This is a genomic window from Erwinia pyrifoliae DSM 12163 (assembly GCF_000026985.1).
GTDB lineage: Bacteria > Pseudomonadota > Gammaproteobacteria > Enterobacterales > Enterobacteriaceae > Erwinia > Erwinia pyrifoliae.
On record NC_017390.1, the window covers coordinates 2,104,929 to 2,119,206 of the forward strand.

Below are 14,278 nucleotides of genomic sequence, written 5' to 3' on the forward strand. Positions count from 1 at the left end.
GGTTGTGGTTGGTTAAGCAATATCCGATAATGACGCGCTTTTATCTCTATTTTTCAGGCGTAACAATGACCGAATACCTGCTACTTTTTATTGGCACAGTGCTGGTGAATAACTTTGTTTTAGTGAAGTTTCTCGGCCTTTGTCCCTTTATGGGCGTTTCTAAAAAACTGGAAACGGCGATTGGCATGGGGCTGGCCACCACATTCGTTATTACCCTGGCCTCAATCTGTGCCTGGCTGGTGAATCACCTGATCCTGCTGCCGCTGGATCTCGTTTACCTGCGTACCATGGCCTATATTCTGGTGATTGCCGTTGTCGTGCAGTTCACCGAAATGGTGGTGCGTAAAACCAGCCCCGATCTCTACCGGCTGCTGGGTATTTTCCTGCCGCTGATCACCACCAACTGCGCCGTGCTTGGCGTACCGCTGTTAAGCGTGAATCTCAATCACACCTTTATGCAGGCCGCCATCTACGGCTTCAGCGCGTCCATCGGCTTCTCGCTGGTGATGGTGCTGTTCGCCGGGGTACGTGAACGTCTGGTACTGGCCGATGTGCCTGCCCCGTTTAAAGGCTCGTCGATTGCGCTGGTGACCGCTGGCCTGATGGCGCTGGCGTTTATGGGCTTTGCCGGGCTGGTCAAATTCTGATGAGTGCTATCTGGATTGCTATTGCGGTATTGAGCGCGCTGAGTCTGTGTTTTGGCGGCCTGCTTGGCTACGCTTCTCGCCGCTTTGCGGTGGAAGAAGACCCCATCGTTGAGCAGATCGATGCCATTTTGCCGCAAAGCCAGTGCGGGCAGTGCGGCTATCCCGGCTGCCGTCCCTATGCCGATGCCGTGGGTAATAACGGTGAGATGATCAACAAATGCGCGCCCGGCGGCGAACAGACGATGCTTAAGCTGGCTGCGCTGCTTAACGTTGAACCGCAGCCGCTGGGCGATGAAGAGTCTCGCGAGCCGGAACGTAAAGTCGCCTGGATCGATGAAGCTAACTGCATCGGCTGCACCAAATGTATTCAGGCCTGCCCGGTAGATGCCATCGTTGGCGCGACGCGCGCCATGCACACGGTGCTAAGTGATATCTGTACCGGCTGCGATCTGTGCGTCGCCCCCTGCCCGACCGACTGTATTGAGATGCGTCCGGTCGCCACCACCACTGCCAACTGGAAGTGGGATCTGCAAACTATCCCGGTCCGGGTCATTACTGTAGAAAGTCATGCTTAACCTGCTTAATTTGTTCAAAAAAGAACGGCTTTGGGACTTCGACGGCGGAATTCACCCGCCGGAGATGAAAACCCAGTCTAACGGCACGCCGCTGCGTCAGTTACCCCTGCCGGCACAGTTTGTTTTGCCGCTGAAGCAGCACATCGGTCATGAAGGTGAAATTGGCGTGCGTCCCGGCGATAAAGTACTGCGCGGCCAGCCGCTCACCTTCGGCAATGGCCGCATGCTGCCCATCCACGCCCCGACCTCCGGCACGGTGAGCAAAATAGCGCCGCATATGACGGCTCACCCCTCCGCGCTGGCAGAAATGTGCCTGTTTATCACCCCCGACGGCGACGACCGCTGGTGCGAGAAACAGCCGTTGGACGACTACCTCCGTGTAGATCGCGCTGAACTGGTGGCGCGTGTCCATCAGGCCGGGGTGGCCGGCCTTGGTGGTGCGGGATTCCCCACCGCTACCAAGCTGAAAGGCGGCTTGCGCGGGGTTAATACGTTGATTATCAACGCCGCCGAATGCGAACCCTATATCACCGCAGATGACCGGCTGATGCAGGACTGCGCTGCGGAGGTGCTGGAAGGCAGTCGCATCCTGGCGTGGATTTTGCAGGCCGACCGGGTGCTGATCGGCATTGAAGATAACAAGCCACAGGCGATCACCGCGTTAAGGAAAGCACTGGGCAACGCCACCGACCTGCAAATCCGCGTTATCCCGACCAAGTATCCGTCCGGCGGCGCGAAGCAGCTGACTAAAATCCTGACCGGCAAGGAAGTCCCTCACGGCGGCCGTTCTACCGATATCGGCGTGCTGATGCAAAATGTCGGCACCGCTTTCGCCGTGAAACGTGCCATCATTGACGGTGAACCGCTGACCGAACGCGTAGTGACGCTGACCGGGGAGTCAGTGACTCAACCCGGTAACGTTTGGGCACGGCTGGGAACGCCTATCAGCCATCTGCTGCAACACGCCGGTTTTACCCCCGGCGCAGAACAAATGGTGGTGATGGGCGGCCCGCTAATGGGCTTTACTCTGCCGACGCTGGATGTGCCGGTGGTCAAGATCACCAACTGCATTCTGGCTCCTGCCGCCAGCGAGATGGGGCAGAATGCAGCGGAACAGAACTGCATTCGCTGTAGTGCCTGTGCCGACGCCTGCCCGGCCGCCTTGCTGCCGCAGCAGCTTTACTGGTTCAGCCGAGGTGGCGATCATGAAAAGGCGCGGGCGCACAATATCGCCGACTGTATTGAGTGTGGTGCCTGTGCTTACGTCTGCCCAAGCAATATTCCACTGGTACAATATTACCGCCAGGAGAAAGCCGAAATTCAGGCCATCGATCTGGAAGCCGAGCGCGCCGCGCTGGCAAAAACCCGCTTCGAAGCACGCCAGCAGCGGCTGGAGCGGGAGAAGGCTGCGCGGAGTGCGAAACACCAGCAGGCGAAACGTAGCGTAGCCAGCAGCGATGGCGGGTCGATAACCGCCGCGCGTGCGCGCGTGGCAGCGCAGCAGGCAGAGGGCGCACCGCCGGATAGCAACGCAGACAATGCGCTTGCGGCCGCAGCTCAGGCGCAGCAACAGGCACGCCATGCTGAAGCCCGTGCTCGCCAGACTGAACGGCAGGCGAGCAGCGAACCGGTAACCCGCCAGGTGGGCGATCCCCGNAAGGCCGCCGTTGCCGCCGCCGTCGCCCGCGCCAAAGCCAAAAAAGCGGCACAGGCCGCCCCCGCCACTGCGGAACAAGCAGCACATGCACAACAGCCCGCAGTAGAACAGGATCCACGTAAGGCCGCCGTTGCCGCCGCCGTCGCCCGCGCCAAAGCGAAGAAAGCGGCACAGCGCCAGGCGACTGAAGCAGAACAGCTTAATGATGTTGAAGCACCAGCCGCTTCAGATGATGCACGCAAAGCAGCGGTGGCAGCCGCTATTGCGCGCGTGAAAGCGCGTAAAACCCAGCAGCCTTCGATGCAAGAGGATTAAATGGCTTTTCGTATTGCAAGTTCCCCCTACACCCATAATCACCGCAGCACCAGCCGCATTATGCTGCTGGTGCTGATCGCCGCAATACCCGGCGTTGCCGCGCAATGGTACTACTTTGGCTGGGGTAATCTCGTCCAGATATTCATTGCCTCGGTCGCTGCCATCGTTGCAGAAGCGGCAATTCTGCACCTGCGTAAACAGCCGCTGGCTGAAACGCTGAAGGACAACTCCGCGCTGCTCACCGCCCTGCTGCTGGGCGTCAGTATTCCCTCGCTGGCTCCCTGGTGGATGGTGACCATCGGTACGGTGTTCGCGATTATTATCTCCAAGCAGCTGTATGGCGGCCTCGGGCAGAACCCGTTCAACCCGGCGATGGTCGGCTACGTGATGTTGGTGATCTCTTTCCCGGTACAGATGACCAGCTGGTTACCTCCCGCCGGTTTGCAGGGCATTACCCCCGGTTTTGCCGATACGCTGAGCATGGTTTTCCACCTCCATACGCTGGATGGCCACACCATGCAGCAGCTGCAGATAGGGATTGACGGCATCAGCCAGGCCACGCCGCTGGATAACTTCAAGACCGGGCTTCGTGCCGGTCAGAGCGCGGAGCAGCTGCTGGCGCAGCCTCTTTACAGCGGCGTAGTGGCCGGGCTTGGCTGGCAGTGGGTGAATATCGGCTTCCTGCTGGGCGGCATCTTCCTGCTGTTCACGCGCTCCATCCGCTGGCATATTCCGGTGAGCTTTATCGCCTCGCTGGCGTTTTGTGCCACGCTGGGCTGGCTGTTTTCCCCACAGAGTCTGGTTCCGCCGATGATCCACCTGTTTTCCGGGGCCACCATGCTCGGCGCGTTCTTTATCGCCACCGACCCGGTTACCGCCTCTACCACCAATAAAGGCCGGCTGGTTTACGGTGTACTGATTGGCCTGTTGACGTGGTTAATCCGCAGTTACGGCGGCTATCCCGACGGGCTGGCTTTCGCCGTGCTGCTGGCCAATATTTGCGTACCTTTGATTGATTATTATACGCAGCCGCGCGTATACGGACACCGTAAGGGGAAGTGATGCTGGATGCCATTCGCAAAAACGGCGTAACGCTGGCCGTATTCGCCGCGATCACCACCGGCCTGACGGCGGTGATCAACGCGGTGACCAAACCCACTATTGAGCATCAGACCGCACTACAACAAAAAATCCTGTTGGATCAGGTTGTACCGCCTGAACTGTATAATAATCGCATCCAGGAAGAGTGCTACTCGGTGACTGACCCGGCGCTGGGCAACAACAATCCGCATCACCTTTATCTGGCGCGTAAGGATGACAAACCGGTCGCCGTGGCGCTGGAAACCACCGCGCCCGACGGTTATTCTGGCAACATTCAGATGATTGTTGGTGCCAGCTTTAACGGTATCGTTTACGGTACACGCGTGGTGGAACATCACGAAACTCCTGGCCTGGGTGACAAAATCGAGCTGCGTATTTCCGACTGGATTAACAGCTTTAACGGTAAGCAGTTGAGCGGCCCCGGCGACAGCCATTTTGCGGTGAAAAAGGACGGGGGGGATTTCGATCAGTTTACCGGTGCTACGATTACTCCGCGAGCGGTGGTGAATGCGGTTAAACGCACAACGCTGTATATTGAAACCTTACCCGGGCAGCTCTCATCGCTGCCAACCTGTGGAGATGCCAATGAGTGAAGCAAAAACCCTGCTGGTCGGCGGGCTGTGGAAGAATAACTCCGCGCTGGTTCAGCTGCTGGGCCTTTGCCCGCTGCTGGCCGTGACCTCAACCGCCACTAACGCCCTCGGCCTCGGGCTGGCTACAACGCTGGTACTGACCTGCACCAACAGCGCCATCTCGTTGTCGCGCCGCTGGGTACCTGCTGAAATCCGTATTCCGATCTACGTGATGATTATCGCGGCAGTGGTGAGCTGCGTCGAGATGCTGATCAACGCCTACGCTTTCGGGCTTTATCAGTCGCTGGGTATTTTTATCCCGCTGATCGTCACCAACTGCATTGTGGTCGGTCGGGCAGAAGCGGTCGCCTCAAAAAGCAGCGTGCCGCTGTCGGCGCTGGACGGCATGGCCATCGGCCTGGGTGCCACCAGCGTGATGGTGGTATTAGGCTCCATACGCGAAATTATCGGCAACGGCACGGTTTTCAACGGTGCCGATCGGCTGCTCGGCCCGTGGGCTAAGGCGATGCGCATCGAAGTGGTGCATTTTGATTCACCCATGCTGCTGGCAATGCTGCCGCCGGGGGCGTTTATTGGTCTGGGGATGCTGCTGGCGGTCAAATATCTGATCGACAACAAGTTGAAACAACGTGCTGCTATCAAGGCTGAATCACAGATGCAGACGCTGCCGGAAGGGAAAACAGGGGCACTGTGAACAAGGAAAAGCGTCATAATATTCTGCTGCGGCTGCGCGATAACAATCCGCATCCCACCACTGAACTCAACTTTACCTCACCTTTTGAACTGCTGATTTCGGTGCTGCTCTCTGCGCAAGCTACTGACGTCAGCGTGAATAAGGCCACCGCCAGATTATACCCGGCCGCTAATACGCCTGCCGCCATCCTGGCGCTGGGCGTTGACGGGGTGAAAGAGTACATCAAAACCATTGGCCTGTTTAACAGCAAGGCTGAAAACGTGATTAAAACCTGCCGCATGCTGCTGGAACTGCACGGTGGTAAAGTGCCACAGAGCCGGGAAGCACTGGAAGCCTTACCGGGCGTAGGGCGTAAAACCGCCAATGTGGTGCTGAATACCGCCTTTGGCTGGCCAACGATCGCCGTTGACACCCATATTTTCCGCGTCTGTAACCGTACCCGCTTTGCGCCGGGTAAAAACGTAGAAGAGGTGGAAGAGCGGCTGCTGAAGTTTGTGCCAAAGGAATTTAAGGTCGATTGCCATCACTGGTTTATCCTGCATGGCCGCTATACCTGCGTGGCGCGTAAGCCGCGCTGCGGTTCCTGCCTGATTGAAGATCTGTGCGAATTTAAAGACAAGGTTGAGATTTAACCGGAAGCTGGCGGAGGCAAACTGGCTGATGTTGTTCGCCCCCGCCTGTCGGCCCGGTTAAAGCGCGTCGCCCGTTGAAAGGTTGACGCCGGGGAACCGACTAAAGTGTGTAATACCCGGCCGTTGACAGGGGCAGCGGTGCCTTGCCACGAATGGCATCGGAGATTTTCTCGGCAATCATCACCGTCGGCGCATTCAGGTTACCGGTAGTGATCTGCGGCATAACAGAGGCATCAACCACGCGCAGCCGCTGCATGCCATGTACCCGCCCTTCTGCATCGACTACCGCCATATCGTCATTACCCATCGCGCAGCTGCCGCAAGGATGATAGGCGGTTTCTGCGTGTTCGCGGATAAAGGCATCGATCTCTGCATCGCTCTGTACGTGGTTGCCCGGCTGTAACTCTTCACCGCAGTATTCAGCCAGCGCGGGCTGACGCATGATTTCACGCGTCAGACGCACCGCATTACGGAACTCTACCCAGTCGCGCTCCTCCGACATGTAGTTGAAGAAAATCGACGGCGCAGCATACGGATGTTTCGAGGTCAGCTTAACGCGTCCACGGCTCATTGAACGCATCGGACCAACGTGGGCCTGGAAGCCGTGCTGTTTCACCGGGCTGGTGCCGTTATAGTTAATGGCTACCGGCAGGAAGTGGTACTGCAAGTCTGGCCAGCCCGGCTGGTCATCGCTGCGGATGAAGCCACCGGCTTCAAACTGGTTGCTGGCGCCAATGCCGGTGCCTTTCAGCATCCACTCCGCACCGATTGCCGGCTGGTTCCACCACTGCAACGCCGGATAGAGGCTGACCGGCTTTTTACAGCCGTACTGCATATACACTTCCAGGTGATCCTGCAGGTTGCGACCAACGCCCGGTAACGCGTGAACCACCTCAATATCCAGCTCGCGCAGCCACTCTTCCGGCCCGACGCCCGAACGTTGCAGGATCTGCGGCGAATTAATCGCACCTGCGCACAGCAGCACTTCACGCGCTGCTTCAGCCTGTTCCTGCTTGCCGTTACGCAGCCAGGTCACGCCGGTGGCGGTTTTACCCTCAAACAGAATGCGGTCAGTCTGCGCATGGGTAACAATGGTCAGATTAGGGCGCTGTTTAGCCACGTCCAGGTAACCGCGCGCGGTGCTGGAGCGACGGCCTTGAGCGGTAACCGTGCGGTCCATAGGGCCAAATCCATCCTGGCGGTAACCGTTCAGGTCATCGGTTTCATGATGTCCGGCCTGCTTCGCGGCATCGATAAAAGCGCGATAAAGGGGATTATTGCCCTGTTTTGGCGTGGTGACGCTAAGATAGCCTTCACCACCGTGCCAGTCGTTTTCACCAATATCACGCTTCTCGGCGCGTCTGAAATAGGGCAGGCAGTTGAGATAAGACCAGTTTTCCAGCCCCGGCTTGCTGGCCCAGTTATCGTAGTCCATGGCGTTACCACGGATATAGCACATCCCGTTGATCAACGAAGAGCCACCCAGCCCTTTACCACGACCACACTCCATGCGGCGATTGTCCATGTGCGGCTCGGGATCGGTTTCAAACGCCCAATTGTAACGTTTACCTTGCAGAGGATAGGCCAAAGCGGCTGGCATTTGGGTACGGAAGTCCCAGCGGTGATCTTTGCCGCCTGCTTCCAGTAACAGTACCGATACGCCAGCATCCTCAGTCAGACGGGTCGCCAGTACATTGCCTGCTGAGCCTGCACCGATAATGATATAGTCAAATTTCTGCATGTAACCTCCGGAAAAATACCGTGGCGCAACCGCCACGGCAAGCAATCAGAATGCGGATGGAAACTCGCCCATCTCAATCAGAACGGATTTAGTACGCGTATAATGATGCAGCGTTTCCAGACCATTTTCCCGGCCCAGTCCCGACTGCTTGTAGCCGCCAACCGGCATCGATGCGGGGGATTCACCCCAGGTGTTTACCCAGCAAATTCCCGCTTCCAGCTGATGGATAACGCGATGAGCGCGGTTCAGCGACGTGGTAAATACCCCGGCAGCCAGCCCGTACTCAGTATCATTGGCGCGCCTGATGACCTCTTCTTCGTCATCAAACACCAGAATGCTCATCACCGGACCAAAGATCTCTTCCTGTACGATGCGCATATCATCATGGCAGTCCGTAAATACCGTCGGCTCCACGTAGCAGCCTTTCGCCAGCGCGCCGCTGGTTATGCGCGAACCACCCGCCAGCAGGCGCGCGCCCTCCTTCTGACCCAGTGCTAAGTAGGACACCACTTTCTGACAGTGCCCTTCGCTTACCAGCGGGCCAAAATTGACCGCCGGGTCAGTCGGGTCGCCGCAGTTAATATTGGCCATTTTCTCCTGCAGGCGCTGCTCAAATGCCGGCAGCAGAGAACGTTGCACAAATACCCGCGTCCCGTTAGTGCACACCTGCCCGCTGCTGAAGAAGTTTGCCGCCATCGCGCCATCGACCGCCCGCTCCAGATCGGCGTCGTCAAATACCACCAGCGGCGACTTGCCGCCCAGCTCCATGGTCACCGACTTCAGATTGGCCAACGCCGCATCGGCGGTCACACGCTTACCGGTTTTGACTTCGCCAGTAAAGGAAACTTTGGCAATGGCAGGATGCTGGCTTAGCCCCTGACCGACGCTTCCGGCACCCTGCACCACGTTAAACACGCCATCCGGCAGCCCCGCTTCGCTGAAGATTTTAGCCAGTTCCAGGACGCTGAGCGGAGTGACTTCGCTCGGTTTGAAAATCATCGCATTACCGGTAGCCAGCGCCGGTGCACTCTTCCACAGAGCGATCTGGATCGGGTAGTTCCAGGCACCAATTCCTGCACAAACACCCAAGGGTTCGCGGCGGGTATAAACCAGCGCACTGTCGCGCAGTGGGATGGATTCACCTTCAACGGCAACGGCCAGCCCCGCGTAGTATTCGAGCACGTCGGCACCGGTGACAATATCCACCACCGAGGTTTCAGCAATGGGCTTGCCGGTATCGGCAGTTTCCAGTTCAGCCAGCTGCTGATTACGCTCACGCAGCAGCGCAACGGCTTTCAGCAACACGCGGCTACGCTCTACCGGCGTGTAGCTGCGCCAGATACGCTGACCGGCGTGCGATGACGCGACGGCATCATCAATATCCTGCTGGCTGGCGGCGGTAATCTCTGCCAGCACTTCGCCATTGGCAGGATTGATGGTGGTGAATATGTCTCCATTCCCGGATACTTCGCGCCCGTTAATATATAGACCACGACGTTGCATAATTCCTTCTCCTCCTGTCAGGGGGTGACTGCGCTGTTTAACCACAGCGCAAGATTTTGATAACAAAGCATGCGGGCCTGCTCCAGACCCTGCTCCATCGGCAGCGGTGCCAGCGTTAAACGCAGCCACAGACCATCAATTATTGCCGCCAGGCTTGACGCGGCGGCACGCGCCTGATGCCCGGGCATAACCCGGCGAAATTGTGCCGTCAAATTCGAATACAGCCGACGGTCGTTTATTCGCTGCAGGCGATTCAGATTAGGCTGATACAGGCTTTCCGCCCAGAAAACCAGCCAGGTCTTCAGCACGGGGGGGGTAATCTGGCTGATGTCAAAATTACCATCAATGATAGCTTTAACCTGAGCTTCAGCATCGTTACCTGCTTTCAGGCGCTGGTGCCGTAATGCGACATAAAGGTCAGACAGGATCTGCAGCATACAGGCTTCGAGCAGGCTGTTTTTGTCACCAAAGTAGTGACTGACAATGCCGGTTGATACTCCGGCCTCTTTCGCAATCAGCGCCAGGCTGGCATTAGCCAGACCTACCCGGTCGATGACCGTCAGCGTAGCATTAATCAGCTGCGCCTGACGGATCGCTTTCATTCCTATCTTAGGCATCGCTTCATCGGTTTTGACTATTGAATGATTGTGATTATAGATTTTTTATATTGAACGTTCAATCAATAAAAAAATTGGCCAATTTGTTTATTCAGGACGCAAATTATCGACCAGAGACGGCTTCACCGACCGTACGCGTGCCTGTCTGCCATTCACATGTGCAGAATGCCGCTGTCGCGTGATTTATCGCTTATAAACTCATTTAGATCAGCATAAAAAATGTTGAATTGGTAAAAAAAATCAGCGTGGTTTGTTACTATTTGGCAATGCAACGGCTGATCCTACCTGAGATGCTTCCCCTACCTGCTATAAGCAGATATGCACGCGCAGACCCTGATTTATAGAACAAAAAACCATTTAATCGTCTTAATCCTTTCAACTGACTGTATTCGGCATATTCAACATAAATTAAAAAAGGCTTGCCTCATTGTGTGCGATCGGCGAGATTATTGGCGTTTTTTTCTCTATTATTATTAAAAAACGTGCGCGCCTTACGGATTACGCCGACTTAATTCCTGATGCAAAACAGGATCTGAATTCAGAGGTACAAGTGTCAACTGCAAACAAACATCCTGAGGCTGCCAGCCTCAACGCTTTCAAGCAACCGCGATCGTTTTATCTGATTTTTTCCATCGAATTGTGGGAACGCTTCGGCTATTACGGTCTTCAGGGCATTATGGCGGTTTACCTGGTGAAAATGCTGGGTATGTCCGAAGCACAATCCATCACGCTGTTCGCTTCATTCAGTGCGCTGGTCTATGGCCTGATCGCCGTGGGTGGCTGGCTGGGTGACAAAGTTCTGGGCACCAAACGCGTTATTGTATTGGGAACGCTGGTGCTGGCGCTGGGCTATGCGCTGGTGGCGTGGTCCGGTCACGATATCGCCATGATCTACTTCGGCATGGCGACCATTGCCGTGGGTAATGGCCTGTTTAAGGCTAACCCATCTTCGCTGCTTTCGACCTGTTACGAAAAAGACGATCCCCGTCTCGATGGCGCGTTCACCATGTATTATATGGCGATCAATATCGGGTCATTTTTCTCCATGCTGGCAACCCCGTGGCTGGCGGCTCAGTTCGGCTGGAGTACTGCCTTTGGCTTATCCTTCGTCGGCATGCTGATCACCCTGGTAAACTTTATGTTTTTCCGTAAATGGGTGAAGGATCATGGCTCCAAACCCGATTTTGCACCGCTGAATATGGGAAAACTGCTGGTAACCCTGCTGGGTATAGCAGTGATGATCGCGGCGGCAACCTGGCTTCTTCATAACCAGGATATTGCACGCATGGTACTGGGTGCTGTCGCTGTCGCTATCGTGGTGATTTTCACCAAAGAAGCGCTGACGCTGAAGGGTGCAGCACGCCGTAAGATGATTGTTGCGTTCCTGCTGATGCTGGAAGCCATTGTATTCTTCGTACTTTATATGCAGATGCCAACTTCGCTTAACTTCTTCGCTATTCGTAACGTGGAACACAGTTTGCTGGGCATTGCTTTCCAACCTGAGCAGTTCCAGGCACTGAACCCGTTCTGGATTATGATTTTCAGCCCGTTACTGGCAGCCCTGTATAACAAGTTGGGCGACCGTATGCCCATGCCGCATAAGTTCGCGCTGGGTATGGTCCTTTGCTCTGCCGCGTTTCTTGTTCTGCCGCTGGGCGCTTCACTGGCTAATAAGATGGGTATCGTTTCAGTCGGCTGGCTGGTGCTTAGCTACGCGTTACAAAGCGTGGGGGAACTGATGATTTCCGGCCTGGGTCTGGCAATGGTGGCACAACTGGTGCCGCAACGCCTTATGGGCTTCATTATGGGGTCGTGGTTCCTCACGACTGCCGGTGCAGCGATGGTGGCAGGAAAAGTGGCCAATCTGATGGCGGTACCCGAAAATATTACCAACCCGCTGCTGTCGCTGCACGTCTACGGCGATATATTCTTCAAGATTGGTATCACTACCGGCGTTATCGCCGTATTGATGATACTGGCTGCGCCGCTGCTGAACCGCATGACGCAGGATGAACAGCCCGGCGTTTAATTTCTCATTCATGTGGCCGGGGTCTTTTCCCCGGCTTCATCACCCTGCTCCCCTGTTTTGTCTGCTTTTACCCACCGCCTGGCAATGAGCGCTACCCGGCAGGGTTTTATCCAGCGTCTCAATCTTGAAGCCTGACTGGCTCAGGCCCGTGATTATCAACTTTGCCGCCGCCGTGACGCGCTCGTCCGCGCTGGCATCGGTTAACGCCAGCCCATCCTGCCAGATATTCATATCGCTAAGGTGTGTCACCGGGCCGAAACACGCATAATTATTTCTGTAAGACAGGCGTATAAAGCGGGCGATACGCACACTTCCTCATGTGAATGAGCGCGACGATATAGCAGGCCGGTGATAAAAAACAAGATAGCAGATATGACATTTCCTACTGATCTATATCATTTTTTCATGTAACACGAGTCAAGTAATTTGAAATAATTATGACTATCTCAACGGATGAGAGATCAATGAACAACAGCCCGATGAGGGTGACAACGACGCTTGCTTTTGAGGCTTTATATCACGCGCCGAGGCTAAGCGATATTGATTGACTACCCCAAACCCACCCTTACCAAACTATTGATCCAGCCCACAGACATTTACTGTTTGTCGCAGTAAGCTTTACTGTCGTCCGACCCCAGTCCCGAAGGAGAACGCAATGAAGCTGTTCTGTATTCCAGGTGCCTGTTCGCTGTCACCCCACATCGTGTTGCGCGAAACCGGCCTCGATTTCACTCTTGTGAACGTTGATACCCAAACTAAGCTCACTGAACAGGGAGAAGACTATCTGCGTATTAACCCCAAAGGACAGGTGCCGGCGCTGCAGCTGGACGACGGTTCGATACTCACCGAGGGAGTCGTGATTGTACAGTACCTTGCCGATTTGAAAGCGGAACGGCAGCTATTGGCATCCCCGGGCAGCCTGACACGCTACCACACGCTTGAATGGTTAAACTTTACTGCCACCGAACTGCATAAAGGCTTTGGACCTCTGTTTCACTCTGATACGCCAGAAGAATATAAGACGATGGTTCGCCAGCAGCTGGAACTAAAATTCCGCCATGTGGATGAAGCGCTAACAGATAAGCAGTGGCTGATGGGGTTACGCTTTACCGTTGCCGACGCTTATCTGTTTACGGTTACCCGCTGGGCGCACGCGCTGAAGTTAAATGTGAACGAGCTTGACGCATTAAATAGCTGGTTTGAGCGTGTCGCTGCGCGTCCTTCCGTTGTAGCCGCCCTGAAGGCGGAAAAACTCAGCTAACGCTGGCAGGTGGTGCACGGCAAACAACTGCCGCCCACGTCGGGATAGTTAAAGTTTTATCGCGTCAAAACTCTGTTGTGGTTGAGCAATGGCCTGCTGTGCAGCGACAAGCTGCAGTTCATACTCCCCCATTTGATGGGTTTTAAGCATCACTTCATACACCGCCGCCGTCACATGTTCTAACGCCTGCTGCAGGGATAATCCGTGCAACAAATCGACCAGCAATAGTCCGCTGGTCAGATCGCCGACGCCTACAGGCTGGCGCACGCCAAAATCAAGCAGCGGTCGGGTAATATGCCAGGCCTCGTCCGCAGTGACTAACAGCATCTCAAAGCGGTCACTGCGATAACCCGCGCGCGACAGATGTTTAACCAGCACTATTTTTGGCCCCTTAACAATCAGCATCCGCGCAGCAGCCACCGCCTCCCCGACGTTAGCCACCTGCTTGCCACTGAGCATTTCCAACTCCAGCAGATTTGGCGCGATGATGTCGCTGGCCGGCAGCGACGCATGGGCATGAAACTCGGCGACGCCTGGCGCAACGATGCAGCCCTTTTCCGGGTGACCCATCACCGGGTCACAGAAATACCAGGCGTTGGGGTTGGCTGCTTTAACCATTCGTACGATCTCAAGTATCGCTTCTCCCTGTTCAGCAGAACCGAGGTATCCACTTAACACTGCGTCACAGGTTTTCAGACGGTCGATTTCGCCAATACCACGGGCGATATCGGTCAGATGCGTGGCCGGCATAACTGACCCAGTCCAGTGACCATATTGCGTATGGTTGGAAAACTGCACGGTATTCAATGGCCATACGTTTGCGCCAAGACGGCGCATCGGAAATTCTGCCGCACCGTTGCCAGCGTGGCCAAACACCGTATGAGACTGAATGGAAAGTATATTTTTCATAGCA

Annotated in this window: 14 protein-coding genes; 9 read left to right on the forward strand and 5 right to left on the reverse strand. The window is 55.7% G+C overall.

What is annotated here, in order from left to right:
- The first annotated feature begins 65 nt into the window (after positions 1-65).
- The 7 genes from rsxA (at position 66) to nth (ending at position 6,214) form a co-directional block, all read left to right on the forward strand.
- On the forward strand, positions 66-647 hold the full coding sequence (gene rsxA / locus EPYR_RS09375; protein ID WP_012441509.1) for an electron transport complex subunit RsxA: 582 nt from the start codon (positions 66-68) through the stop codon (positions 645-647).
- Positions 647-1,222 carry an electron transport complex subunit RsxB gene (gene rsxB / locus EPYR_RS09380; RefSeq protein WP_012668170.1) on the forward strand — a complete coding sequence of 192 codons (576 nt, stop codon included), beginning with the start codon at positions 647-649 and terminating at the stop codon, positions 1,220-1,222. Before rsxA ends, rsxB begins: the two co-directional genes overlap by 1 nt.
- On the forward strand, positions 1,215-3,194 hold the full coding sequence (rsxC, locus tag EPYR_RS09385; RefSeq protein WP_014538949.1) for an electron transport complex subunit RsxC: 1,980 nt from the start codon (positions 1,215-1,217) through the stop codon (positions 3,192-3,194). Before rsxB ends, rsxC begins: the two co-directional genes overlap by 8 nt.
- Positions 3,195-4,256: an electron transport complex subunit RsxD gene (rsxD, locus tag EPYR_RS09390; RefSeq protein WP_012668172.1), complete on the forward strand. Its 1,062-nt coding sequence runs from the start codon at positions 3,195-3,197 to the stop codon at positions 4,254-4,256.
- A complete protein-coding gene (gene rsxG, locus EPYR_RS09395) occupies positions 4,256-4,888 on the forward strand; it encodes an electron transport complex subunit RsxG (RefSeq protein WP_012668173.1) in 633 nt (210 codons plus the stop codon). The genes rsxD and rsxG overlap by 1 nt, the downstream gene beginning before the upstream one ends.
- A complete protein-coding gene (locus EPYR_RS09400) occupies positions 4,881-5,582 on the forward strand; it encodes an electron transport complex subunit E (protein WP_012668174.1) in 702 nt (233 codons plus the stop codon). Before rsxG ends, EPYR_RS09400 begins: the two co-directional genes overlap by 8 nt.
- Entirely contained in the window at positions 5,579-6,214 is a 636-nt protein-coding gene (gene nth, locus EPYR_RS09405; protein ID WP_012668175.1) for an endonuclease III, read from the forward strand. Before EPYR_RS09400 ends, nth begins: the two co-directional genes overlap by 4 nt.
- A 100-nt stretch (positions 6,215-6,314) precedes the next feature.
- Here the strand turns inward: nth and betA are convergent, their stop codons facing one another.
- The 3 genes from betA to betI are packed head-to-tail and all read right to left on the reverse strand — an operon-like array spanning position 6,315 to position 10,075.
- Positions 6,315-7,955, reverse strand: coding sequence for a choline dehydrogenase (gene betA, locus EPYR_RS09410; RefSeq protein WP_012668176.1), 1,641 nt, complete (start codon positions 7,953-7,955; stop codon positions 6,315-6,317).
- A gap of 45 nt (positions 7,956-8,000) precedes the next feature.
- Entirely contained in the window at positions 8,001-9,458 is a 1,458-nt protein-coding gene (gene betB, locus EPYR_RS09415; RefSeq protein WP_012668177.1) for a betaine-aldehyde dehydrogenase, read from the reverse strand.
- 17 nt (positions 9,459-9,475) lie between these two features.
- Positions 9,476-10,075, reverse strand: coding sequence for a transcriptional regulator BetI (gene betI / locus EPYR_RS09420; RefSeq protein WP_012668178.1), 600 nt, complete (start codon positions 10,073-10,075; stop codon positions 9,476-9,478).
- Positions 10,076-10,625: 550 nt separating this feature from the next.
- On the opposite strand from betI, the gene dtpA reads away from it, so the two are divergent.
- Positions 10,626-12,104, forward strand: a complete 1,479-nt coding sequence (gene dtpA, locus EPYR_RS09425; protein WP_012668179.1) for a dipeptide/tripeptide permease DtpA — start codon at positions 10,626-10,628, stop codon at positions 12,102-12,104.
- 39 nt (positions 12,105-12,143) lie between these two features.
- Here dtpA and EPYR_RS09430 read toward each other — a convergent pair whose 3' ends face one another.
- A complete protein-coding gene (locus EPYR_RS09430; RefSeq protein ID WP_012668180.1) occupies positions 12,144-12,413 on the reverse strand; it encodes a hypothetical protein in 270 nt (89 codons plus the stop codon).
- Between the two features lie 346 nt (positions 12,414-12,759).
- Between EPYR_RS09430 and gstA the strand changes: the two genes are divergently transcribed.
- Positions 12,760-13,365, forward strand: a complete 606-nt coding sequence (gene gstA / locus EPYR_RS09435) for a glutathione transferase GstA (protein ID WP_012668181.1) — start codon at positions 12,760-12,762, stop codon at positions 13,363-13,365.
- A gap of 48 nt (positions 13,366-13,413) precedes the next feature.
- Here the strand turns inward: gstA and pdxY are convergent, their stop codons facing one another.
- Positions 13,414-14,274 (reverse strand): pyridoxal kinase PdxY, encoded by an 861-nt coding sequence (gene pdxY / locus EPYR_RS09440; RefSeq protein ID WP_012668182.1) that lies wholly within the window; start codon positions 14,272-14,274, stop codon positions 13,414-13,416.
- Positions 14,275-14,278: the final 4 nt, after the last annotated feature.